Origin of the sequence: Rhizobium sp. HT1-10, assembly GCF_049472505.1 — a bacterium.
Lineage (GTDB): Bacteria > Pseudomonadota > Alphaproteobacteria > Rhizobiales > Rhizobiaceae > Rhizobium.
Genome location: NZ_JBCEBQ010000002.1, coordinates 610,048 through 631,870, shown reverse-complemented (window position 1 = coordinate 631,870; position 21,823 = coordinate 610,048). Strand labels below are relative to the sequence as shown.

The following is a 21,823-nucleotide window of genomic DNA, read 5'->3' as shown; positions in this document are numbered from 1 at the left end:
AAAGAGCAAAATTGTTCCACCAACGCTGAACCGCGGCGCCCGACACAGAAATTGGATCAAAGCTGAATGCGTAGACTTTATGGTTTTCTTGGCGTTTTTCTGGCCATTGCAACTTCAGCTCATGCCTTGGAAACGGGACCGCTGCCCGTCCTGGCGCCGCTGCCCCAGCAGGGACAAGCCGCACATCTGAGTTCGCAGTTTCTTAGCCGATTCGGCTACAAGCCGGTCCCGCTTGATGACGCCCTGTCGGTCAAGATCATGGACCGCTTCATCAAGTCGCTCGATCCGGACCGGATGCTGTTTCTGCAAGCGGATATCGACAAGTTCAACGCCGACAACACCAAGATCGACGATGCGATCAGCCGGGAAGATCTGCGCCTGCCTTTCTCGATGTTCAATCTCTATGAGCAGCGCGTTGTCGACCGCATGACCTATGCGCGCGAACTTCTGAAGAAGGGCTTCGATTTCAACACCGAGGAAAGCTATTCCTTCCTGCGCGACAAGGCGCCCTGGCCGCAAACCGAGGCCGAGATCGACGACCTCTGGCGCAAGCGCGTCAAGGCCGATTGGTTGCGCCTGAAGCTGGCCGGCAAGGCGGATGACGCCATTCGCGACACGCTCGACAAGCGCTACCAGAACTCGCTGGATCGCGCCTATAAATACAAGAGCGAGGACGTGTTCCAGTCGTTCATGGACGCCTACACGACCTCGATCGACCCCCACACCGACTATTTCGGCGCGACGGCTTCGGCCGAGTTCGACATTTCGATGAAGCTCTCGCTCGTCGGCATCGGCGCGGTGCTGCAGGAGCGCGACGACTACACGACGATCCGCGAACTGGTTCCGGGCGGACCGGCGCAATTGTCCGGCAAGCTTGCGGTCGGCGATCGCATTGTCGGTGTCGGGCAGGGCGCTGACGGTCCCATCAAGGAAGTGGTCGGCACGCGGCTCGACGAGATCGTCCAGATGATTCGCGGCGCAAAGGATTCGATCGTCCGGCTGGACATTCTGCCGGCGGAGGTCGGTGCCGATGGTGGCCATCATGTCATCAGCCTTACCCGCGACAAGATCAGCCTGGAAAAGCAGGCTGCCAGGAAAACGCTGCTTTCCGTCAAGGATGGCGAGACGACCCGCAAGGTCGGCGTGATCACCCTGCCGGCATTCTACGAGGACTTCGAGGCGCGTCGGAAGGGCGACAAGGACTACCGGAGCGCCAGCCGCGACGTCGCCAAGCTTATCACCGAGCTGAAGCAGGACAATGCGGACGGCATCCTGATCGACTTGCGCAACAATGGCGGCGGCTCGCTGGCTGAGGCCATCGACCTCACGGGCCTGTTCATCGGCAAGGGTCCGGTCGTCCAGCAACGCGACGCCGGTGGCAAGGTTGCCGTCGAGAGCGACGATCTTCCGGCACCGGCCTGGACCGGTCCTGTGGGCGTGCTGATCAATCGCGGCTCTGCCTCGGCCTCCGAAATCTTTGCCGCGGCGATCCAGGATTACGGACGCGGCGTGATCATCGGCGAACCCAGTTTCGGCAAGGGCACCGTACAGACGGTGATCAATCTCGACCAGGTTGCCCATAATGCCAAGCCGAAGTTCGGCGAACTGAAACTGACGATCGCCCAGTTCTTCCGCGTCAACGGCGGAACGACGCAGCTGCGCGGCGTGACGCCGGATGTGGCCTTGCCAACCCTGTCGGACCCGAAGACCTTTGGCGAGGCAAGCTATGACAATGCGCTCCCCTGGACGCAGATCAAGCCGGCCAACTACAAGACGGAAGGCGATATCGCGGCGGTGCTGCCGGAGCTGCAGAAGCGCCATGAGGCGCGCACAAAGGACGATCGCGACTTCCAGCGCCTGCTCGAGGATATCAACGAGCTGAAGGCGCAACGCGAGAAGGGGACTTTGTCGCTGAACGAAAGCGAGCGCCGCAAGGAGCTCGAGGCGCAGGTCAAACGCTCCAAGTCGCGCGAGCAGATCAATGACGGCGTCGACCCCGGCCAGGACGATGGCCTGCAGGCCAACGAGCGTAGCCTCAGCGCTGATCTTGCGATTGAAAATGCCCGCAAGAACGCCAAGGACGTTCTTCTGAATGAAGCGTCCGCCGTGGTCGCCGATCAGGCCGCACTGCAGCCGCCCATGCAGAAATAGACCGCCATCGCCCGGCCGAGGTTGCCGTGCGGTAGGTGTCATGAGTGAGAATATAAGCCGGGCCATCAGCGCCCGGCTTAACGCTATCTGCACACCGCTTGACTCTCTAACAATATACATTATATATAACTGTATATTGCAAAGATGAGGCGAGCCCGTGTCGATAACGAAGATCAGCAACAGACTGTCGGTGATGGCGCAGCCGAAAGCCGTCGATTTTCAAGCGTTGGCCGATCTTGGCTTCACAACCGTGATCAACGCCAGACCAGACGGCGAAGAGCCATCGCAGCCTGGAACAAATGCCGAGGCGGCGGCAGCCGGGCAGGCGAAGCTCGGCTACGCCTTTATCCCCGTGACCGTTGCGACCCTGACCGAGGCGGATGTCCGGGCTTTCCAGCGATCCATCGAACAATCCGACGGCCCCGTTATCGCCCACTGCAAATCGGGAATGCGGGCACTGCTTCTCCATGCGATTGGCGAGGTTCTGGATGGCCGCATGGAACCCGGCGAGGTGATTGCATTTGGCTTGCGGCACGGCATCGACCTTGCCGCAGCGTCCCGCTGGCTTGCGACCCACTTTTCGCGTCGCGCGGTCGTGAAGGGCTTTTTCGACGCCCGCACCTCCAGCATCCAGTACGTGGTATCGGACCCCGAGACCGGCCAATGCGCCATCATCGATCCGGTTTTCGATTTCGACGAGCGGGCAGGGGCAACGGCATCGCTAAACGCCGATATGCTGCTCGACTACATCCGGGACAACAGGCTGACCGTCGCCTGGATCCTCGACACCCATCCGCATGCCGATCATTTCTCCGCTGCGCACTATTTGAAACAGAAAACAGGTGCACCGACAGCCATTGGCGAAAAAGTGGTCAAGGTCCAGCGCCTGTGGAAAGAGATCTACAACTGGCCGGAGCTTGCGACTGACGGCTCGCAATGGGACAGGCTCTTCTCAGCCAACGAGACCTTCAAGATCGGTTCTCTCGAAGCGAAGGTCATGCTCGCGCCGGGCCATACGCTTGCGTCCGTCACTTACCTCATCGGCGACGCGGCCTTCATTCACGACACGCTTTTCATGCCGGACAGCGGCACCGCGCGAACGGATTTCCCTGGCGGCGATCCCCATCTCCTTTGGCGATCGATCAGGGATATTCTGGCGCTTCCAGACGAGACGCGGCTGTTCACCGGCCACGATTACCAGGCCGGCGGGCGCACACCCCGTTGGGAGAGCACTGTCGCCGAACAGAAGGCGAGCAACATCCACATCGCTGGCGTGACCGAAGAGGAGTTCGTCGCGCTGCGCACCGCCCGCGACAAAATGCTCCCCATGCCCAAGCTGATCCTGCACGCCTTGCAGGTCAATGTGCAGGGTGGGCGTCTGCCCGAGCCTGAGAGCGATGGGAAGCGTTATCTCAAATACCCGCTCAATGCCCTCGGCGGAGGTTCGTGGACATGAGCGCGGATGAGACGAAGTCGGAGACAACGACGATGACGCCGCGCGACATGGCGGCTCGCGCGACGGAGGTGGCAAGCCTTCTCAAGACGCTCGCCCATCCCGCGCGGCTGATGATCGTCTGCACACTGGTGGAGGGGGAGCATTCGGTGGGTCAGTTGGAAGAGAAGGTGGACCTGCACCAGCCGCACCTCTCGCAGCAACTGACGGTGTTGCGCGACGCCATGATCGTCGCCACCCGCAGGGACGGCAAGCAGATCTTCTACCGGCTGGCCGAGGACAAGGTCGAACAACTCATAGGCGCCCTCTACACCATCTTCTGCAAGAGCGAGGACGCTCGATGATTCAATATCTCCCGGCACTTCTCGGCGGAATGCTGATCGGCCTTGCGGCTGTGATGCTGCTGCTTTTGAACGGTCGTATTGCTGGCGTCAGCGGGATCGTCGGGGGTCTTCTCGGCGGCATCGGCCTGGCGACAAACCTTGCCTTCGTGCTCGGGCTGACGCTCGGACCTGTCATTTACCTGATTTTGTTTGGCGGCTGGCCCCTGATCGAAGTAACGGTCGGGTGGCCGCTCCTGATCGTTGCCGGGCTTCTCGTCGGTTTCGGTTCGCGCATGGGGTCCGGTTGTACGAGCGGGCATGGCATCCTCGGTCTTGCCCGGCTGTCGCCGCGCTCCATGGTCGCTGTCGCGACATTTATGACCTCCGCTGTGCTCGCCGTCGTGATCCTGAAGGCAATCGGGCAATGAGCCGGGTTCCTTGGCGGATCGCCACAGCCTTGGCGTCCGGTGCCGTCTTCGGTTTCGGGCTCTCGCTGTCAGGTATGCTGAACCCGGCGCGGGTTCATGCATTTCTGGATATCTTCGGCGCCTGGGATCCAAGCCTTGCCTTCGTCCTTGGTGGAGCTGTCATCGTCGCACTGCTTGGCGTGCGGATCATGCACCGCCTGCCGCACCCCGTGTTGGATGATCGCTTCCACCTGCCGACAAACCGCAGGATCGATGTGCCTCTTGTCCTCGGCTCAGCCCTCTTCGGCATCGGCTGGGGGCTCGGCGGTTTCTGCCCCGGTCCCGCCCTCGCCTCCCTGTCCATGGGGATGACGAGCCCCTTGATTTTCGTTGGCGCAATGCTGGTCGGCATGCTGGCTTACGACCGTCTATTGGGTAAGTAAAATGGGTGAGACGGTGATTTGTTTCGCCCTTGTCGACCGCCTACTAATTGGCGGCCGGAAAGAAGGTCTGCGTCTTGCCGGTAAGCCTGTAGGTGGCAAGACCCAGCCACTCGTGGACGGCGTTGTCGCTGATATCCAGGCCTTCGGCGATGGTACTCAAGGGAAGGAGAAGGTCTGCGGTTTTGGTTCGGTAGTCGACGGGATAGGGGATCACCGGAAAGCCGACCGATCTGAACGATGCCACCGCCCGCGGCATATTATAGGCTGACGTGACGAGCAGCCAGGTGTCGGAAGGCTGCGGCTTGGCCAGGGCCACGCTCTGGGCCGCATTCTCGAAAGTGGTCTGGGAACGGCGTTCCATTTCGATGCGCTCCGCAGCTATGCCGAGATCGACCAGAATGCTCTGGGCAATCTCTGCCTCGGTCCGATATTGTCCAGCGACGACGTGGCCACCGCCGCCGGACAGAAGAATGCGAGCGTTGGGATAGCGACGTGCCAGCACGGCAGTCTCGAAGACCCGCTCGGCATTGTTGTTGAGGGTCGGGACGTGTCTGTCTGCCGTGATATGCGCTTCTTCGGCGCCCCCGAGCATGACGATGCCGGTCACGGCTCCGGGAAACTGCGGGACGGGGAACCGGTTCTCCAGTTTCATGAGAAGGGCCGGACCAAGGGGCGACCAGCCGGCGACGCAAAGCAACACCACCCCCGTGACGAGCAACCAGGAAGCAGCCCTTCTCCACCGCAGAATTAAAGCCGCAACGCCCAGCAAACCAAGAAGCGCAACGAAATTCGAGGGCAAAAGCAGGGCTGCAGCCAATTCATAGGCTATGGACAACATTCACCAGCTACCTTCACGGGACAGCGTTGATCGGACGGGCACGCAAGATAGAAGCGGCGTACGACGACGACGCTATCACCCCCCTGATAGCATCGGCCTCATCCGATTAGTACTGCGGAATCGCAGTTTACGACCGGTTCCGTCGGCCAGCCTGCTAGGCGCTATTCGCGGGTGATCGTACGGGACACGGCGTCGCGCCAGCCGGCGATCTTGGCCTGGCGCAGGCTTTCGCTTATCCCCGACACGAAGCGTCGGTCGCAGCGCCACTCTGCGGCAAATGCCTGCTGCCCAGGCCAGACACCCGCCTTGCTACCGGCAAGCCAGGCTGCTCCAAGCGCCGTCGTCTCCAGGACGGCGGAGCGATCGACCGATGTTGCGAGAATATCGGCCAGCCGCTGCATCGTCCAGTCTGACGCCGCCATTCCGCCATCGACCCGCAGCACCGTCTCTATTTCGTGGTCGCCCCAATCTCGCTTCATGGCAAAGAGCAGATCGAGCGTCTGGTAGGCAACGGCCTCAAGCACGGCGCGGGCGATTTCTGCAGGCCCGCTGTTGCGCGTCAAGCCAAAGATCGCGCCCCGCGCTTCGGCATCCCAATAGGGAGCGCCCAGACCCGTAAACGCCGGCACGATGTAAACCTGCTGATCTTCGGCAGCCGCCTCGGCCAGTCGACCCGCCTCGGATGCCTGCTCGATCACGCCCAGCCCGTCGCGCAGCCATTGGACGGCAGCGCCGGCGATGAAGATGGAGCCTTCCAGCGCATAGGTCGTCACGCCGTCAAGGCGGTAGGCGATCGTCGTCAGCATCCGGTGGGTGGAGACGACCTTTTCTGTGCCGGTGTTCAGAAGCGCGAAGCAACCGGTCCCATAGGTCGATTTCATCATGCCCGGAGCAAAGCAGGCATTACCGATCGTCGCCGCCTGCTGATCGCCGGCGACACCGAGGATCGGGATTTCGGCGCCAAACAGATCGGCCGTCGTGCAGCCGAAGTCATCCGCGCAATCCTTGACCTCGGGCAGCATGGCGCGCGGGATACTGAGGATGCCAAGCAGTTCCTCGTCCCAGCCATTGTCGGTGATATTGTAGAGAAGGGTGCGGCAGGCATTGGTTGCGTCGGTCAGGTGTCGTGCGCCGCCGGTGAGCTTGTAGATCAGCCAGCTGTCGATCGTGCCGAAGCAGACCTCGCCTGTCTCCGCCCGTGCACGCAGCCCATCGACACTCTCGAGCAGCCAGCGCAGCTTGGTTCCGGAAAAGTAGGGATCGAGAAGCAGGCCGGTCTTTGCGGTAAACAGTTTCTCGTAGCCGTCCGCCTTCAGGCTTTCGCAGATCTCGGCGGTGCGCCTGTCCTGCCAGACGATGGCGCGGTGGAGAGGTTCGCCGCTGGCGCGATCCCAGACGACGGTCGTTTCGCGCTGATTGGTGATGCCGATGGCGGCGATCTGGCTGGCCTCGAGCTTGGCCATCTCAAGCGCGGCGCGCGAAACGTCCAGAACCGACTGCCAGATTTCCTGCGCATCATGTTCCACCCAACGGGGCTGGGGGAAATGCTGGGTAATCTCGCGCTGCGAGACGGCGACCATCTGCATCGCCGCATCGAAGACGATCGCGCGCGACGACGTCGTTCCCTGGTCGATTGCGAGGATATATCCGCTCATGGACGGCTCCGATAAGGCAAAAAATATCCGTCCCGCCACAAGGCAGGGTGAGGATGTCGTGTTTGGGGAAATGCCGCCGGCATGAGTGCCGGCGGCGGTCGGCCGGGCTGCGATGCCCGGCCTAGTCGGTAGTGATTACTTCGACTGCCAGCTCTTGACCAGTTCGTCGTAGTTCACGGTCTGCGGCTTTTCCTTTTCCTGGGCGATCTTCAGCTGCGGTGCGAGGTTGCCCTTGGACACAGCATCCTTGTTCCAGAAAGCCAAGTCATGCTCTTCGGCGAGCTTCGGACCGATGTCGCCCTGGACCTTGGAGCGCTCGATACGCTCCATGACCTTTTCCTGGGCTTCGCAGAGCGAGTCCATCGCCGCCTGCGCGGTCTTGGCACCCGATGCCGCATCGCCGATCGCCTGCCACCAGAGCTGTGCGAGCTTCGGATAATCCGGAACGTTGGTGCCTGTCGGCGACCACTGGACGCGGGCCGGCGAGCGATAGAACTCGATCAGGCCGCCAAGCTTCGGAGCACGCTCGGTGAAGCTCTTGTCGTGGATGGTCGAGTCGCGAATGAAGGTGAGCCCGACATGGCTCTTCTTGACGTCGACCGTCTTCGAGGTGACGAACTGCGCATAGAGCCAGGCGGCCTTGGCGCGGTCTGTCGGGGTAGACTTCATCAGCGTCCAGGAACCGACGTCCTGATAGCCGAGCTTCATGCCGTCTTTCCAGTAGACGCCGTGCGGGCTCGGTGCCATGCGCCATTTCGGCGTGCCGTCGTCGTTCATGACCGGCAGGCCGGGCTTGACCATGTCGGCGGTGAACGCCGTGTACCAGAAGATCTGCTGGGCGATATTCCCCTGCGCCGGCACGGGGCCGGATTCGGAGAAGGTCATGCCTTGAGATTCCTGGGGCGCATAGGCCTTGATCCAGTCGAGATATTTCTGGATCGAGTAGACGGCGGCAGGACCGTTGGTATCGCCGCCACGCGCAACGCAGGAGCCGACTGGCTGGGACTTCTCGTTGACCTTGATGCCCCATTCGTCGACGGGAAGGCCGTTCGGAAGGCCCTTGTCGCCGTTGCCAGCCATCGACAGCCAGGCGTCGGTGAAGCGCCAGCCGAGCGACGGGTCCTTCTTGCCGTAGTCCATGTGGCCGAACACCTTCTTGCCGCCGACATCGCGGCCGGTGAAGAATTCAGCGATGTCTTCGTATGCCGACCAGTTGACCGGCACGCCGAGCTCATAGCCATACTTGGCCTTGAAGTCGGCCTTGTTCTTCGGATCGTTGAACCAATCGTACCGGAACCAGTAGAGGTTGGCGAACTGCTGGTCGGGAAGCTGGTAGAGCTTCTTGTCCGGAGCCGTGGTGAAGGATGTGCCGATGAAATCCTTCAGGTCGAGACCGGGATTGGTCACGTCCTTGCCTTCGCCTTCCATCCAGTCGGTCAGGTTGCGGACCTGCTGGTAGCGCCAATGGGTGCCGATCAGGTCGGAATCGTTGACCCAGCCGTCGTAGAGGTTCTGGCCGGTTTGCATCTGCGTCTGGATCTTCTCGACGACGTCGCCCTCCTGGATGACGTCATGGGTGACCTTAATGCCGGTGATGGCGGTAAAGGCTGGTGCCAGGACCTGCGATTCATACTGGTGGGTGGTCAGCGATTCCGAGACGACCTTGATTTCCATGCCCTTGAAGGGCTTGGCGGCGTCCACGAACCACTGCATTTCCTTTTCCTGTTCGGCCTTCGACAAGGTCGACATGTCGCCGATTTCCTTGCCGAGAAAGGTCTTAGCCTCCTCCATCCCGGCATAGGCAGTGCCCGTCACGGCCAGCAGCAGGGCTGCCGTCGTCGTCAATAGATGCGTTCGCATAGAATCCTCCCCATTTGCGATTGCAGTTGCGTCAGTCTCGGATCGCCGAAGGTTCGGCGACCCGCATCGACTTGCCTCACACGAAGCGGAATACGCCGATGGCGTAGACCACGGAGAGAGCAAGAGCCCACCAAAGGTTGGGTCCGACAAGACCCAGCCATGCGAGATGAATGAAAGCGGAACCCAGTAGCGTGACAAAAAGCCTGTCGCCGCGGGTCGTTTCGAAATGCAGGATGCCGACGCGCGGATTGCCGCCCGGCGAAAGATATTCCCAAAAACCCATGCCGAGAAGCAGGGCGAAGATGACCACGAAGAAGATGATCGTCGGCGGCGTCCATGCCATCCAGCTGAAATCGAGGTTCATGATCATACCCTCCCGAGGGCAAAGCCCTTGGCAATGTAGTTTCTGACGAAATAGATGACGAGCGCGCCGGGGATCAGCGTCAGCACGCCGGCCGCCGCCAGCAGGCCCCAATCCATCCCGGATGCCGAAACGGTTCGCGTCATCGTGGCTGCGATCGGCTTGGCATCCGTCGTCGTCAGGGTCCGGGCGAGCAGCAGCTCGACCCAGGAGAACATGAAGCAGAAGAAAGCCGCCACCCCGATGCCGCTCGCAATCAGCGGAACGAAGATCTTCACGAAGAAGCGCGGGAAGGAATAGCCGTCGATGTAGGACATCTCGTCGATCTCCTTCGGCACGCCCGACATGAAGCCCTCGAGAATCCAGACCGCCAGCGGCACATTGAACAGGCAGTGGGCAAGGGCGACCGCGATATGCGTGTCGATCAACCCGAAGGCGGAATAGAGCTGGAAGAAGGGCAGGGCGAAGACGGCGGGCGGCGCCATCCGGTTGGTGAGCAGCCAGAAGAACAGGTGCTTGTCGCCGAGGAACCGGTAGCGCGAGAAGGCATAGGCTGCGGGCAGCGCGGCGCAGACCGAGATCACCATGTTCATGACGACGTAGATGATCGAGTTGATGTAGCCGGAATACCAGGAGCTGTCCGTAAAGATGACGATGTAGTTGTGCAGCGTCGGCGTATGGGGATAGAGCGTCATCGAGGTGACGATTTCCTCGTTGGTCTTGAAGCTCATGTTGATGAGCCAGTAGATCGGCAGCAACAGGCACAGGATATAGATCGTCGGGATCAGGAATCCGAAGCGCGATCCTTCTGCCTTCAGGGCCGGATTGGCGGATGGGGCGAGAGCGACAGCCATATCAGGTCTCCGCGTCGTAGCTGGTCATCACGGTGTAGAACACCCATGAGAGCAGCAGGATGATGAGGAAGTAGATGATCGACATGGCAGCCGCCGGGCCGAGGTCGAATTGCCCGAGCGCCGTCTTCACGAGGTCGATCGACAGGAAGGTCGTGGAGTTGCCTGGTCCGCCGCCGGTGACGACGAAGGGCTCCGTGTAGATCATGAAGCTGTCCATAAACCGCAACAGAATGGCGATGGTGAGCACGCGCTTCATCTTCGGCAACTGGATGTAGCGGAACACCGCCATGCGCGATGCGCCATCGATCTTCGCCGCCTGGTAAAAGGCATCCGGGATCGAGACCAGGCCCGCATAGCACAGCAGTACCACGAGGCTCGTCCAATGCCAGACGTCCATGACGATAACCGTGAGCCAGGCATCCAGCGGATTACGAACGTAGTTGTAGTCGATGCCGATGGCATTCAGCGTGTGGCCGAGAAGGCCGATATCGCTGCGCCCGAAGACCTGCCAGATGGTGCCGACGACATTCCACGGAATGAGCAGCGGCAGCGCCATGAGCACCAGGCAGACCGGGACGCCGGGACCGGTTTTCGGCATGTTCAACGCGATGAAGATGCCGAGCGGGATTTCCAGCGCGAGAATGATGAACGAGAAGGCGAGATTACGCTCCAGCGCCGACCAGAACCGGTCCGAGCGCAAAGTCTGGACGAACCAGTCGGTGCCGGCCCAGAAGAACTGGTTGTTGCCGAACGTATCCTGCACCGAGTAATTGACAACCGTCATCAGCGGGATGACCGCCGAAAAGGCGACGAGGATCAGCACCGGCATGACGAGGAACCAGGCTTTGTTGTTCCATGGCTTGTTCATGATCAGGCCTCCCTGCCGACACGCCAGGAATCGGCGTAGATGCTGATGGCGGCGGGATCGAAGGTGATCCGCGGTTCGGATGGAATCTCGCCGTCCTCAGGCACGATGATGGCGATCGGCTGGCCGGAAAATTGGGCTCTGACGATCTTCTGCCGGCCAATATCCTCGACCTTGCTGATCGCCACCGGCATGCCTTCGCGGCCGATGCGGATGAACTCTGGGCGGATGCCGAGTTCCGTTTTCACAGCGCTGCCGGTGTCAGGTGAGTAGCCGAGATCAAGCCTCTGGTCGCCCACCTGCACAGAGCTGCCGTCGACCTTGGCCGGCATGACGTTCATACCTGGCGAGCCGATGAAGTAGCCGACGAAAGTATGGCTTGGCCGCTCGAACAGTTCGGCCGGCGTGCCGATCTGGACGATCTGACCGTCATACATCACCACCACCTTGTCGGCGAAGGTCAGCGCCTCCGTCTGGTCATGGGTGACGTAGACCATGGTATAGCCGAACTGCTTGTGCAGGAGCTTCAGCTGCGAGCGCAGCTGCCATTTCATATGGGGGTCGATGACCGTCAGCGGCTCGTCGAACAGGATGGCGCTGACGTCGTTGCGCACGAGGCCGCGTCCGAGCGAGATTTTCTGCTTCTGGTCGGCGGTGAGGCCGCTCGCCTTGCGGTTCGCCCAGCTCGCAAGATCGATCATCTCGAGCGTCTCACGCACCCTACGGTCGACATCGGCTTCGGCGACGCCGCGGTTGCGCAGTGGAAAGGCGAGGTTGTCGTAGACGGTCATCGTGTCGTAGACGACCGGAAACTGGAACACCTGGGCGATGTTGCGCTCCTGCGTCGGCAGGTCGGTGACATCGCGACCGTCGAAGAGGATGCGGCCGTGCGACGGGCGCAGCAGGCCCGAAATGATGTTGAGCAAGGTCGTCTTGCCGCAGCCGGAAGGCCCCAGCAGCGCATAGGCGCCGCCGTCGCGCCACTCGTGGTGGACTTCTCGGAGTGCATAATCCTTGTCCGCCGTCGGGTTCGGGGCGTAGGCATGGCGGATGTGATCGAGCGTGATGCGTGCCATATCCGGTCTCCTATCCGTTCACAGCGTGGGCAATCGACTGCCCCGCAGTATCGAAGGCCATCAAGTGGCGTGTATCGACAAAGAGATCGACCATCGTGTCGGGGTCGATGTCGTGGATGCCATGTTCCAGCATAACCCAGCGCGAGCCCACGGCCTCGACATGGATGAAGCTCTCGGAGCCGGCAATTTCGGAAATGATCACCCGCGCCTTCAGGGCTGACGACGTGTCGTGCCGCCTGGCGACCGACAAGTGGTGCGGCTGGAAGGCGATCACGCAGTGACCTTCCGGCACGCGCGCCAGATGATCCGGCAGTTGCAGGATCGTCTCGCCATTGCGCTGCAGCGTGTTTCCGGAGCGCACGAGGTCGATGGTGTTCAGCGGCGGATCGGCGAAGGTCCGGGCGGTGACGATGTCAGTGGGATTGCGGTAGACGTCGATGGTCGGACCGAACTGGCTGATGCGCCCTTCGCTGAGCGATGCCGTGTTGCCACCGAGCAGCAGAGCTTCCGAGGGTTCGGTTGTCGCGTAGACGAAGATCGAGCCGGAGGCTGCAAACAGCCTCGGCAATTCTTCGCGCAGTTCCTCGCGCAGCTTGTAGTCGAGGTTGGCGAGCGGCTCGTCGAGCAGGACGAGACGGGCGTCCTTGACGATCGCCCGGGCGATTGCCGTGCGCTGCTGCTGGCCACCGGAGAGGTTGAGCGGCAGCCGATCGAGATAAGGCGTCAGCTTCATCAGCTCGGCGGCCTTGCGGACCTCGCGATCGATCGTCGCAGCGTCCTTACCTGCGATGCGCATCGGCGACGCGATGTTCTCGTAGACGCTCATCGCGGGATAGTTGATGAACTGCTGATAGACCATGGCGACCGAGCGTTTCTGCACGGGCAGGCCGGTGACATCGACGCCATCGAAATGAACGGTCCCGGACGTCGGCTTGTCGAGCCCGGCCATCAGGCGCATCAGCGATGTCTTGCCCGACAGGGTCGGGCCGAGCAGAACGTTCAGCGTTCCTGCCTGAAGGACAAGGTTGGTCGGGTGAATGTGATATTCACTGCCCGCCATCTTGGCCACATTGCGCAATTCCAGCATTAAATCCCCGTGCCTCCCCCAAACCAGCGGTGATGTATGTCCTGAGCGGGCTAACGCTCCTCGTGCTTGGTCACCCCGGCGATAAATCTCTCAAGTTCGACGGCCTGATCCTTGGAAAGATACAGGCCTTTCTTCGTCCGGCGCCAAAGCACATCCTCCGCGTGCCTTGCCCATTCGTTTTCGATCAGCCAGCGCACCTCGCATTCGAAGAGGTCGTCGCCGAAATTCCGGCCGAGTTCGGCAGTGCTCGCCGTCTTGCCAAGCAAGGTCGCAGCCGAGGTGCCGTAGAGCCGGACAAGACGGCGCGCATGCCGGTCGGCCAGAAACGGATAGGCACGCTTCAGCTTGGCGACTTCGTCGTCATAGCCGGTGGCAGGAAATTCCCCGCCGGGCAAATGGCTGCCCGCCGTCCAGGGCTTGCCCCTGGGGCCGATCGCCTCGCCGATCTTTTCCAGCGCATGCTCGGCCAGCCGCCTGTAGGTGGTGAGCTTGCCGCCGAAGATATTGAGCAGCAGCCCGCCACCGGGCAGTTCGTCGCGCTTCAACACGTAGTCGCGCGTGGCTTCCTGGGCCTTGGAAGCGCCGTCGTCGAACAGTGGCCGCACCCCGGAATAGGACCAGACGATATCGGCAGGCGTCACCGGCTCCGCGAAATACTCGCTGGCGGCGTTGCAGAGATAGTCGACCTCGCGCTGCGTGATGCGAATGTCCTTCGGATCGCCATCGAAGTCCTGATCTGTCGTGCCGATCAGGGTGAAATCCTGCTCGTATGGAATGGCAAAGATGATCCGGTTGTCCGGGTTCTGAAAGAAGTAGGCGCGCGGATCGTCGAACTTCTTCTTGACGACGATATGGCTGCCTTGCACGAGGCGGACATTGTGGACCTGGTTCTTGCCAAAGGCGCTCGAAAGCACCTGATCCACCCAAGGGCCCGCCGCATTGACCAGCATGCGTGCCTGGAACTCGTCAGTCTTGCCCGACGCCATATCCTGCGTCTCGATGGTCCAGGCCCCGTTTTCCCAGCGCGCCGCACGGACGCGGGTCCGCGGCATGATGCGGGCGCCGCGATTGGCTGCGTCTCTCGCGTTGAGCACCACCAGACGGGCATCGTCGACCCATCCGTCGGAATACTCGAAAGCCTTTGAGAACAGCGCCTTCAGCGGCCGACCGGCCGGATCGCGGCGCATGTCGAGAACGGATGTCGGTGGCAGCAGCTTTCTGCCGCCGAGGTGATCGTAGAGAAACAGCCCGAGGCGGATGAGCCAGGCCGGGCGGATGCCGCCCTTCTGGTATGGCAGCACGAAGCGCATCGGCCAGATGATGTGCGGCGCCATCGCCCAGAGGACTTCGCGCTCCATCAGGGATTCGCGAACGAGGCGGAACTCGTAATGTTCGAGATAGCGCAGCCCGCCATGGATAAGCTTCGTCGAGCCGGAGGACGTGCCAGAGGCGAAATCGTTCATTTCGGCGAGCGCTACCGAGTAACCCCGGCCGGCAGCATCACGCGCAATGCCGCATCCGTTGATGCCGCCACCAATGACAAAAAGATCGAACACGCCGTCCCCCACTGTCTCTCTCCCAAGAGCCAGACTTTCGCAATGCACAAATTTATTGCGCTTGCATCATGAGGTGCATCAAAAGCGAAAACAGAACGAATGTCAAACGAAAGTTATGTTCTACTCAGCTGATATTGGATGTTTCGATAAGCGCGACATTGTTGTCGTTGCAGATCAGCCGGATGGCATCGACGGAACAGCGGTCGGTGATCAGCGTCTGGACCTGCGAGAGCTGGCCGATCCTGACGGGTGCCGTTCGCTCGAACTTGGTGGAATCAGCCACAAGAATGACGTGCCGGGCATTGGCGATGATGGCCTGCGCCACCTTCACCTCGCGAAAATCATAGTCCAACAGCGCGCCATCGGCGTCTATGGCCGAGGCCCCGATGACGGCGTAATCGACCTTGAACTGCCGGATGAAATCCACGGCAGCCTCCCCGACGATGCCGCCGTCGGACGCCCGCACAACGCCCCCGGCCACGACGACTTCGATGGCGGAATACAGTCGCAGACGGTTGGCAACATTGATGTTATTGGTGATGACCATAAGCTCGTGATGGGCGATCAGCGCCTCGCTCACCGCCTCGGTGGTCGTGCCGATATTAATGAACAGCGACGCATTGTTGGGAATGAGTTGAGCTGCCGCCGCGCCGATCGCCTGCTTTTCCGCCGAGGCTATCTGCCGTCTCTGCTCGTAGCGGACATTGGCGGTGCCGCTCGGCAGGCTCGCGCCGCCATGCATGCGCGTCAGGATCTGGCCATCGCAGAGATCGTTCAGATCCTTGCGAATGGTCTGCGGCGTGACGTTGAACCGCGTCGCCAGATCGTCGACAAGGACGCGCCCGGCGGATTTGGCAAGCGCAACGATTTCGGTCTGTCGATCCGTGAGAAACATCGGTTGATCCTTCATTTGGGTTCACCTTGCGCGAAAACGAAGGCGATCGCAATGAACGAGAAAGATCGGATAGTTTGTCGGGAAGCTTCATCGCCACCGCAACCATGATGTCACACCGTCGCGGTCAGCGCTCGAGTCACGCTGCTGCGTCGACCTTATGCCTGTTTCCTGTCCCAGTACCACGCGGCATACATCATCTTCCGATCATGGCCGCGCTGCTTCAGAAGCGCCTTGATGGAGCGCAGCTCCTCCTTTTCGCATGCCACCCACACGAACGTTTGCTCGTCCATCGAAGCGATCGCCGCCTTAACGACGTTGCCAAACGTATCGCTGGAGCCGTTCCCATTCTGATAGGCCTCCCGATGCAGCCAGCGCACCTCCAACTCGGCCGGCGACGACAAGACCTGCTCCTCGGCGGCGTTGTTGACCTCGATGATGGCCTGTATCCTGCTGTGCGGGGCGGCTTCACTGAGCATGCGGCCAATGGCGGGCAGGGCGGTTTCATCGCCGGCGACGAGAACCTTCGCCACAGGCGGAAATCCGCCTCCAACCGGCCCGACAAGCGCCAGCCTCTGGCCGGGCTGGGCATCGCGGGCAAAATCGGCGCCGGGGGTCGCGACGCTCGACGGATGCTGGAAGAAATCGATCCACAGCTCCCGGCGCTCAAGGTCGACGGCGCGGATGGTGTAGATGCGGGCGACGAGTTCGTCTTCTCCCTCCGGCCAGCCGGTCCTGCCGTCCGGCAGAAGCTTCGGCCAGACTGGCGGCCGGTCTTTTGGCGGAATGAGGAGGCGAACATGCATCCCGTCGACAGCAAACGGGCTGAGATCGTCGCATGCCATCTTCACCCGCCGCATGCAGGGCGTGACATCCTCTGCCGAAACAACGGTGACCTCGTGAAGATCGGGCAGGATCCTCGGTTTCTGGGGCATCGACCAGCTGATTTCGAAGGGATCTTCCCCGGCGAAATAGGCCAGGTGCTCGGCGATGCTGTTGCAGGTCATCTGCATGGCCTGTTCTGACGGGCAATTGAGTTCGATCAGCAGGCGGTTGTCCTGCAGGCGAAGCGCGGCCACGCCGGTATCGCCCTTGAGCAGCGCCAGGTTGCCGTCGCGCTCGACCACGGAGTGCTCGATGAAATGCTCGCACATCTCGTCCAGCATGCCTTTGGCGTCGTGCGGTATGGCGACGCCGGATAGCTTGAACTCCTGCATCATACTCATAGGCCGTCCTTCTCTATTGCCGTGACCAGGTGATGGAGTGATGTTTCAGCCGGCCGCGCCGCTTTGGTGGCGTGGGGATGGCCGGACGTGACGGCGTGCCGACTGCGCGGAACGACCATCGGACTGCCGGTGACAGGATCGGCAATGATCATGCAGGCAAGGCCGAAGACGCTTTCGACCAACTGCTCCGACATGATCTCTGCGGGCGAGCCTTCGGCAACGATGGCGCCGTCGCGCATGATGATGAGGTGCGTGGCATAGCGGCAGGCCTGGTTGAGATCGTGCAGCACGGCAACGACGGTCCGCCCCTCCGCATGGATATCATTGAGCAGATCGAGCAGATCGATCTGGTGGGCGATGTCGAGAAAGGTCGTCGGCTCATCCAGCAGCAGGATAGGTGTCTGCTGGGCGAGCACCATTGCCAGCCACACCCGCTGGCGCTGTCCGCCCGACAACTCATCGACCAGCCGCGGGGCAAGGTCCGAGATTCCGGTCGCAACCAGCGCCGAGGCGACGGCGGCTTGATCGGCCGCAGACCACTGGCGCAACAGCGACTGGTGCGGATAACGCCCGCGCGCGACAAGATCCTCGACGGTGATGCCATCAGGCGCATCCGAACTTTGCGGCAGAAGGCCGATCCGGCGGGCGACCTCCTTGGCGGGCAGGCTGGCGATGCTGGCGCCATCGAGGATGACGTGCCCCTCCGCTGGCCGCAGCAGCCGGGAGAGGGCGCGCAAAAGGGTCGACTTGCCGCAGGCATTGGGGCCGATGATGATGGTGAGCGAACCATCCGGGATCGTCACCGACAGGTCGCGGGCAACGGTCGATTGCCGGTAGCGCAGGGTGACCGCGTCCGCATGAAGTCTTGCCGTCGTCATTTCCGCCCCTCGCTGGCGAGCAACCATACGAAATAAAGGCCGCCAATGTTGAAAGTCATGATGCCGACAGGCAATTGCAGGCCGAGCGCGTGCTGGGCCGCCCAGTCGGAGATGAGCAGCAGCAGTCCTCCCATCAGCGCGGCGGGCATCAGTGCGATGCCCGCCGAGCGCGTCACCCGCCGGGAAAGCTGGGGAGCGGCCAGGGCAATGAAGGCAATGGGACCTGCCGCTGCCGTGACGACGGCGACGAGGGCAACGCCGATCACCGCCAGCAGCAGCCGGGTGCGATCGGGCATCATCCCGGACGCCATGGCAGCATCGTCGCCCATGTCGAGCTGACGCAGCGGTCGGGCAAGGATGAGCGCCGACGGAATGAGAAACGTGAGGACCAGCGCCACGGGTAGAAGTCGGTCGAAACCGAGGCCGTTCAGCGAGCCCGCCGCCCACATCGCAGCCGACATCGCCACCTGCAGATCCGCCTTGCGGATCATCCAGAGATTGGCGGCCGAAAGCATCGCCGCGATACCAACGCCGACGACAATCAGCCGGAATCCCTCGACCCCCTGACGATAGGTCAGCAGAAAGACCGCAGCAGCCGTGGTCAGACCGCCGATCAGCGCCCCGCAAGCTGTCTGCAGGAAACTGCCGGACAGAAGCAGCATCGTCACCAGCGCACCGGTGTGCGCCCCGGCCGAGAAGCCGATGATATCGGGCGAACCCAGCGGATTGCGCGTCAGCGACTGAAAGATAGCGCCGCTGAGCCCGAGGGCTGCCCCCAGCAGCAGCGCCAGCAACGCGCGCGGCAGACGCCACTCGAGGACGATCATTGCCGTGGTTTCGTCGCCACGACCAATGAGCGTCCGCGCCACATCCGGCAGCGAGACGGCGTAGTCGCCAAAGCAGAGCGATAACAGGACGACCGCCAGGCACAGCAGGAGCATGATGACGGCGACCACAAGCGTCCGGCGATGCAGGCGCAGGGAAAGAACGCCGCCAAACGGGCGGACGACGATGATGCCGGTCGTTTCTGCCATGGCCCCGCTCACAGCCGGTTTACTCTTTGCCGCTGCACCAGAAGGATCAGGATAGGTGCGCCGAGAAAAGCGGTGACGACGCCGGCTTCGAGCTCTCCGGGGATCAGGAAGCGTCCCAGAATGTCGGCTGAAAGCAAGAGGATGGGGCCGACGATCATCGTGCCACCGATAATCAGCCGTTGATCCGGCCCGAACAGTGCCCGGACCGCATGCGGCGTCATCAGCCCGATGAAGCCGATCGGGCCGACAGCCGCCGTTCCAGCGCCGGCCAACAGCGTGACGGCAACGGCCGCCATCACCCGGGTGCGGATGACATGCGTCCCCAGCGCCTGGGCATTGTCGCTACCGAGAGCCATGGCGTTGAGGGCAGGGGCTATGAAGGCTGCAATCGCCAGTCCAAGAAGAATGAAGGGCGTGACGGCCGAGACAATGCCCATGTCGCGGCCGCTAAGGGCACCGATGGACCAGACACGCATGCTTTCGAAACCAACGGGATTGAGAAGCACGATCGCCGACCCGAGGCCGCCGAGGACCGAGCCGACCGCAACCCCGGCAAGAAGCAGCCGCAGCGGCGTCGATCCCGCGCGCCCGAGGGAGCCGAGCGCATAGACCAGCACGGTTACGACGATGGCGCCGAGCAGCGCGAACCAGAGAGTGTCGCCGATCGCCTGAATACCGAGAACGCCGGCGGCAATGGTGACGAAGAAGGCAGCCCCTGCATTGACGCCGAGAAGACCGGGATCGGCGAGCGCATTGCGTGTGACGGCCTGCATGATCGCCCCGGAGACACCGAAGGCTGCCCCGCAGGCAAGCCCGAGCAGGGTGCGGGGAACCCGATAGGCCCGCACCGCCACATGCTCCATCGACTGGCCGTCATAGGCGAGAAAGGCATCGAGCACCGTCGAAGGGGCAATCGGTCGGGCGCCGAGGCTGAGGCTGAGCAGGCAGAGCAGGACCAAAATCAGGATGCCCAGAGCGGCCATCGCCCACCGTCGGCTTGAGGCAGGCCATCTCGGCGCCAGCTGAGCAGCGGCCGGCATCACGGTGCGATCCCCGCCCGCACGGCGCCTGGCACCGGGGTCTTCGGGTCGCCATCCAGCGCAGCCGCGATATCCGCCTCGAGCGAGGTTACCGCGAAGGGCAATGACAAAACGCTGCCAAAAGAGATCGCCGCAGCAACAGTTGCGCCCGCAAAGACTTCGCGTCCCTCCGTGTGGGACTTCAACAGCAGCCGCATGGGGAGCTTGCGCAGATCGCCGGCATCCTCGGACGCCGATACCCAAAGAAGCAGATCCGCTTCGAGGACGGCAAGGTCCTCGGGCGAGAGCTTCTGATAGAACCCGCCTGGGCCGATAAGACCCATCGCTGCGGGGGGCAGCTGGAATCCCAGTTCCGCCAGAAAATGGCCGCGGGTGTCGGAAGGCGCGAACAGGCCGGTCTCGCCGCCCTCGTGGTAGGCGGCGGTGGCCGTACGTCCGGCCCAATCGGGATGTCGCTGGCGGACAGTGGCAATCGTCTGGCGCGTCCTGGCGATCAGTTCGGCGGCAAGCCGATCCTTGCCGACGGCGCGCCCGATCAGCAATGTCATTTCATCCCAGGGCAGGCCATAGGTGGAAACGCCCTTCGGCTGCATCAGCACCGGCGCAATGCGCGACAGTCCGGCATATTCCGCTTCCGTAATCCCGGAACTGATGGCGACGATGAGGTCCGGCTTGAGGGTGGCGATGAGCTCGAGGCTGACAGCGCCTTTGATGAGCCGCGGATGGGCGTCTTTCAGATAGGGTTGCGCCCACGGCCAGACGCCCGACGGCTGATCGCCGTACCAATCGCGAATGGCAAGGGGAACGACCTCGAGGGCGAGCAATGTATCCTGCGTGGTGTAGCCGAGCGAGACGACGCGCTGCGCAGGTTTCGGCAGGACGGCCACGCCATAGTCACACTCAAACCGCAGGGGCTCATCCGCAGCGATGGCGGGCATTTTCAGGGCCGCAAGGGCCGCGGTTGCGGTCATACCGCAGAGAATGTCGCGTCGGCTGAAAAATGAAAAAGGCAAAGTCTGCATTCCCGTCTTGTTGTCGCAGCCGCAAGAAGCTTAGCCGGCGTGGCCTATCGCGTTGCGCGCGGAAAGACGTCCGACCGGCGGCTTAAGTTCGTGAAGGTGGCAGCGATCAGGCAAAAGCGTGTGGCGTGATGATGCATGGAAGCGCCCTCGAATATCATCCAACGATCGGGACAAATAAGTGGAGTATTTCACTCCTGTATTTTGTATGCCGCTTGGAAGTCAACCGCCCGAAGTGATTTTAGCGATCTTTCGCACGCGGCTTTCAACGGCTATGCAGCCAAAGCCGCATTCCTCACCGAGCGACTTGACAGGCAACCTGAAATACGTTTGTAACGTTATAACATTTTATATCGATGATACGGAAAGACGGATTCACCCTTTATGCAAACTTGCGCACCTCCTTTGGAAAGGCACCGCTGCACCGCCGTGAGCGCATGCAACCCTAGTTTCAGCGGCGCGTCCGCAACGCACGGCCTTGACCCGGATCGCAGGGCTGTCATAGATGACAATGACGGTTCCCTTAGGATGACTCCAAGGGGATTAATAGGGAACACGGTGCGGGCAACCCAAAAGGGACCAAGACCGTGACTGCCCCCGCAACTGTAAGCGGATTGCCGCTCATCCTCGGGCTCAAGGGCCATGCCACTGCGAAGGTTTCGCGGGAAGGCAGATGGGAAGCAGACATCCGCAAGTCAGGAGACCTGCCGTCAAGCACCATCCAATCACCCGGGCGGGGATGCCCGGAAAGGAACAGATATGACCCATCTTACCCTTCGCCATGCCTTGGCACGCATCCGTCTCG

Annotated in this window: 20 protein-coding genes and 1 riboswitch; of the genes, 5 read left to right on the top strand and 15 right to left on the bottom strand. The window is 61.8% G+C overall.

Annotated elements, in window-relative coordinates; genetic code table 11:
• Positions 1-66: 66 nt before the first annotated feature.
• The 5 genes from VH564_RS08095 to VH564_RS08075 all read left to right on the top strand — a co-directional run bounded on the left by VH564_RS08095 (position 67) and on the right by VH564_RS08075 (position 4,777).
• Positions 67-2,151 (top strand): carboxy terminal-processing peptidase, encoded by a 2,085-nt coding sequence (locus tag VH564_RS08095; RefSeq protein ID WP_423339291.1) that lies wholly within the window; start codon positions 67-69, stop codon positions 2,149-2,151.
• 157 nt (positions 2,152-2,308) lie between these two features.
• Positions 2,309-3,607 (top strand): bifunctional sulfur transferase/dioxygenase Blh, encoded by a 1,299-nt coding sequence (gene blh, locus VH564_RS08090; RefSeq protein ID WP_423339290.1) that lies wholly within the window; start codon positions 2,309-2,311, stop codon positions 3,605-3,607.
• Complete coding sequence (gene bigR, locus VH564_RS08085) at positions 3,604-3,948, top strand: sulfite-sensing transcriptional repressor BigR (RefSeq protein WP_423339289.1); 345 nt, start codon at positions 3,604-3,606, stop codon at positions 3,946-3,948. Before blh ends, bigR begins: the two co-directional genes overlap by 4 nt.
• Entirely contained in the window at positions 3,945-4,355 is a 411-nt protein-coding gene (locus tag VH564_RS08080; protein WP_423339288.1) for a YeeE/YedE family protein, read from the top strand. The genes bigR and VH564_RS08080 overlap by 4 nt, the downstream gene beginning before the upstream one ends.
• Positions 4,352-4,777, top strand: a complete 426-nt coding sequence (locus VH564_RS08075; protein ID WP_423339287.1) for a DUF6691 family protein — start codon at positions 4,352-4,354, stop codon at positions 4,775-4,777. The genes VH564_RS08080 and VH564_RS08075 overlap by 4 nt, the downstream gene beginning before the upstream one ends.
• A gap of 43 nt (positions 4,778-4,820) precedes the next feature.
• Here VH564_RS08075 and VH564_RS08070 read toward each other — a convergent pair whose 3' ends face one another.
• The 15 genes from VH564_RS08070 to VH564_RS08000 form a co-directional block, all read right to left on the bottom strand.
• Positions 4,821-5,429, bottom strand: coding sequence for a YdcF family protein (locus VH564_RS08070; protein ID WP_423339286.1), 609 nt, complete (start codon positions 5,427-5,429; stop codon positions 4,821-4,823).
• Positions 5,430-5,776: 347 nt separating this feature from the next.
• On the bottom strand, positions 5,777-7,270 hold the full coding sequence (gene glpK / locus VH564_RS08065) for a glycerol kinase GlpK (RefSeq protein ID WP_423339285.1): 1,494 nt from the start codon (positions 7,268-7,270) through the stop codon (positions 5,777-5,779).
• A 135-nt stretch (positions 7,271-7,405) separates the two neighbouring features.
• Positions 7,406-9,130: a carbohydrate ABC transporter substrate-binding protein gene (locus VH564_RS08060; protein WP_423339284.1), complete on the bottom strand. Its 1,725-nt coding sequence runs from the start codon at positions 9,128-9,130 to the stop codon at positions 7,406-7,408.
• A gap of 76 nt (positions 9,131-9,206) precedes the next feature.
• Positions 9,207-9,494 carry a DUF2160 domain-containing protein gene (locus VH564_RS08055; protein WP_423339283.1) on the bottom strand — a complete coding sequence of 96 codons (288 nt, stop codon included), beginning with the start codon at positions 9,492-9,494 and terminating at the stop codon, positions 9,207-9,209.
• A gap of 2 nt (positions 9,495-9,496) precedes the next feature.
• On the bottom strand, positions 9,497-10,345 hold the full coding sequence (locus VH564_RS08050; protein ID WP_423339282.1) for a carbohydrate ABC transporter permease: 849 nt from the start codon (positions 10,343-10,345) through the stop codon (positions 9,497-9,499).
• A 1-nt stretch (position 10,346) separates the two neighbouring features.
• The gene (locus VH564_RS08045; protein ID WP_423339281.1) at positions 10,347-11,213 is read right to left on the bottom strand and encodes a carbohydrate ABC transporter permease; all 867 of its coding nucleotides are present in this window, start codon (positions 11,211-11,213) and stop codon (positions 10,347-10,349) included.
• Between the two features lie 2 nt (positions 11,214-11,215).
• A complete protein-coding gene (locus tag VH564_RS08040) occupies positions 11,216-12,286 on the bottom strand; it encodes an ABC transporter ATP-binding protein (RefSeq protein ID WP_423339280.1) in 1,071 nt (356 codons plus the stop codon).
• A 10-nt stretch (positions 12,287-12,296) separates the two neighbouring features.
• Positions 12,297-13,373, bottom strand: coding sequence for an ABC transporter ATP-binding protein (locus VH564_RS08035; protein ID WP_423339279.1), 1,077 nt, complete (start codon positions 13,371-13,373; stop codon positions 12,297-12,299).
• 50 nt (positions 13,374-13,423) lie between these two features.
• The gene (gene glpD / locus VH564_RS08030; RefSeq protein WP_423339278.1) at positions 13,424-14,929 is read right to left on the bottom strand and encodes a glycerol-3-phosphate dehydrogenase; all 1,506 of its coding nucleotides are present in this window, start codon (positions 14,927-14,929) and stop codon (positions 13,424-13,426) included.
• A gap of 124 nt (positions 14,930-15,053) precedes the next feature.
• Positions 15,054-15,824: a DeoR/GlpR family DNA-binding transcription regulator gene (locus tag VH564_RS08025; protein ID WP_423339407.1), complete on the bottom strand. Its 771-nt coding sequence runs from the start codon at positions 15,822-15,824 to the stop codon at positions 15,054-15,056.
• A gap of 155 nt (positions 15,825-15,979) precedes the next feature.
• Entirely contained in the window at positions 15,980-17,047 is a 1,068-nt protein-coding gene (locus VH564_RS08020) for a DUF2218 domain-containing protein (protein ID WP_423339277.1), read from the bottom strand.
• Positions 17,044-17,925 (bottom strand): ABC transporter ATP-binding protein, encoded by an 882-nt coding sequence (locus VH564_RS08015; RefSeq protein WP_423339276.1) that lies wholly within the window; start codon positions 17,923-17,925, stop codon positions 17,044-17,046. The genes VH564_RS08020 and VH564_RS08015 overlap by 4 nt, the downstream gene beginning before the upstream one ends.
• Positions 17,922-18,959: a FecCD family ABC transporter permease gene (locus VH564_RS08010; RefSeq protein WP_423339275.1), complete on the bottom strand. Its 1,038-nt coding sequence runs from the start codon at positions 18,957-18,959 to the stop codon at positions 17,922-17,924. The genes VH564_RS08015 and VH564_RS08010 overlap by 4 nt, the downstream gene beginning before the upstream one ends.
• A gap of 8 nt (positions 18,960-18,967) precedes the next feature.
• Positions 18,968-19,942 carry a FecCD family ABC transporter permease gene (locus tag VH564_RS08005; protein ID WP_423339274.1) on the bottom strand — a complete coding sequence of 325 codons (975 nt, stop codon included), beginning with the start codon at positions 19,940-19,942 and terminating at the stop codon, positions 18,968-18,970.
• 56 nt (positions 19,943-19,998) lie between these two features.
• Positions 19,999-21,012, bottom strand: coding sequence for an ABC transporter substrate-binding protein (locus VH564_RS08000; protein WP_423339273.1), 1,014 nt, complete (start codon positions 21,010-21,012; stop codon positions 19,999-20,001).
• Positions 21,013-21,516: 504 nt separating this feature from the next.
• Positions 21,517-21,744: riboswitch (cobalamin riboswitch) on the top strand.
• The last annotated feature ends 79 nt before the right edge of the window (positions 21,745-21,823 follow it).

Excerpts from the sequence above, each read along its gene's own strand:
- VH564_RS08095 (WP_423339291.1), top strand. The coding sequence starts at position 67 with ATGCGTAGACTTTATGGTTTTCTTGGCGTTTTTCTGGCCATTGCAACT.
- bigR (WP_423339289.1), top strand. The coding sequence starts at position 3,604 with ATGAGCGCGGATGAGACGAAGTCGGAGACAACGACGATGACGCCGCGC.
- VH564_RS08080 (WP_423339288.1), top strand. The coding sequence starts at position 3,945 with ATGATTCAATATCTCCCGGCACTTCTCGGCGGAATGCTGATCGGCCTT.
- VH564_RS08075 (WP_423339287.1), top strand. The coding sequence starts at position 4,352 with ATGAGCCGGGTTCCTTGGCGGATCGCCACAGCCTTGGCGTCCGGTGCC.
- VH564_RS08070 (WP_423339286.1), bottom strand. The coding sequence starts at position 5,429 with ATGAAACTGGAGAACCGGTTCCCCGTCCCGCAGTTTCCCGGAGCCGTG.
- glpK (WP_423339285.1), bottom strand. The coding sequence starts at position 7,270 with ATGAGCGGATATATCCTCGCAATCGACCAGGGAACGACGTCGTCGCGC.
- VH564_RS08060 (WP_423339284.1), bottom strand. The coding sequence starts at position 9,130 with ATGCGAACGCATCTATTGACGACGACGGCAGCCCTGCTGCTGGCCGTG.
- VH564_RS08055 (WP_423339283.1), bottom strand. The coding sequence starts at position 9,494 with ATGAACCTCGATTTCAGCTGGATGGCATGGACGCCGCCGACGATCATC.
- VH564_RS08050 (WP_423339282.1), bottom strand. The coding sequence starts at position 10,345 with ATGGCTGTCGCTCTCGCCCCATCCGCCAATCCGGCCCTGAAGGCAGAA.
- VH564_RS08045 (WP_423339281.1), bottom strand. The coding sequence starts at position 11,213 with ATGAACAAGCCATGGAACAACAAAGCCTGGTTCCTCGTCATGCCGGTG.
- VH564_RS08040 (WP_423339280.1), bottom strand. The coding sequence starts at position 12,286 with ATGGCACGCATCACGCTCGATCACATCCGCCATGCCTACGCCCCGAAC.
- VH564_RS08035 (WP_423339279.1), bottom strand. The coding sequence starts at position 13,373 with ATGCTGGAATTGCGCAATGTGGCCAAGATGGCGGGCAGTGAATATCAC.
- VH564_RS08025 (WP_423339407.1), bottom strand. The coding sequence starts at position 15,824 with ATGTTTCTCACGGATCGACAGACCGAAATCGTTGCGCTTGCCAAATCC.
- VH564_RS08020 (WP_423339277.1), bottom strand. The coding sequence starts at position 17,047 with ATGAGTATGATGCAGGAGTTCAAGCTATCCGGCGTCGCCATACCGCAC.
- VH564_RS08015 (WP_423339276.1), bottom strand. The coding sequence starts at position 17,925 with ATGACGACGGCAAGACTTCATGCGGACGCGGTCACCCTGCGCTACCGG.
- VH564_RS08010 (WP_423339275.1), bottom strand. The coding sequence starts at position 18,959 with ATGGCAGAAACGACCGGCATCATCGTCGTCCGCCCGTTTGGCGGCGTT.
- VH564_RS08005 (WP_423339274.1), bottom strand. The coding sequence starts at position 19,942 with ATGGCCGCTCTGGGCATCCTGATTTTGGTCCTGCTCTGCCTGCTCAGC.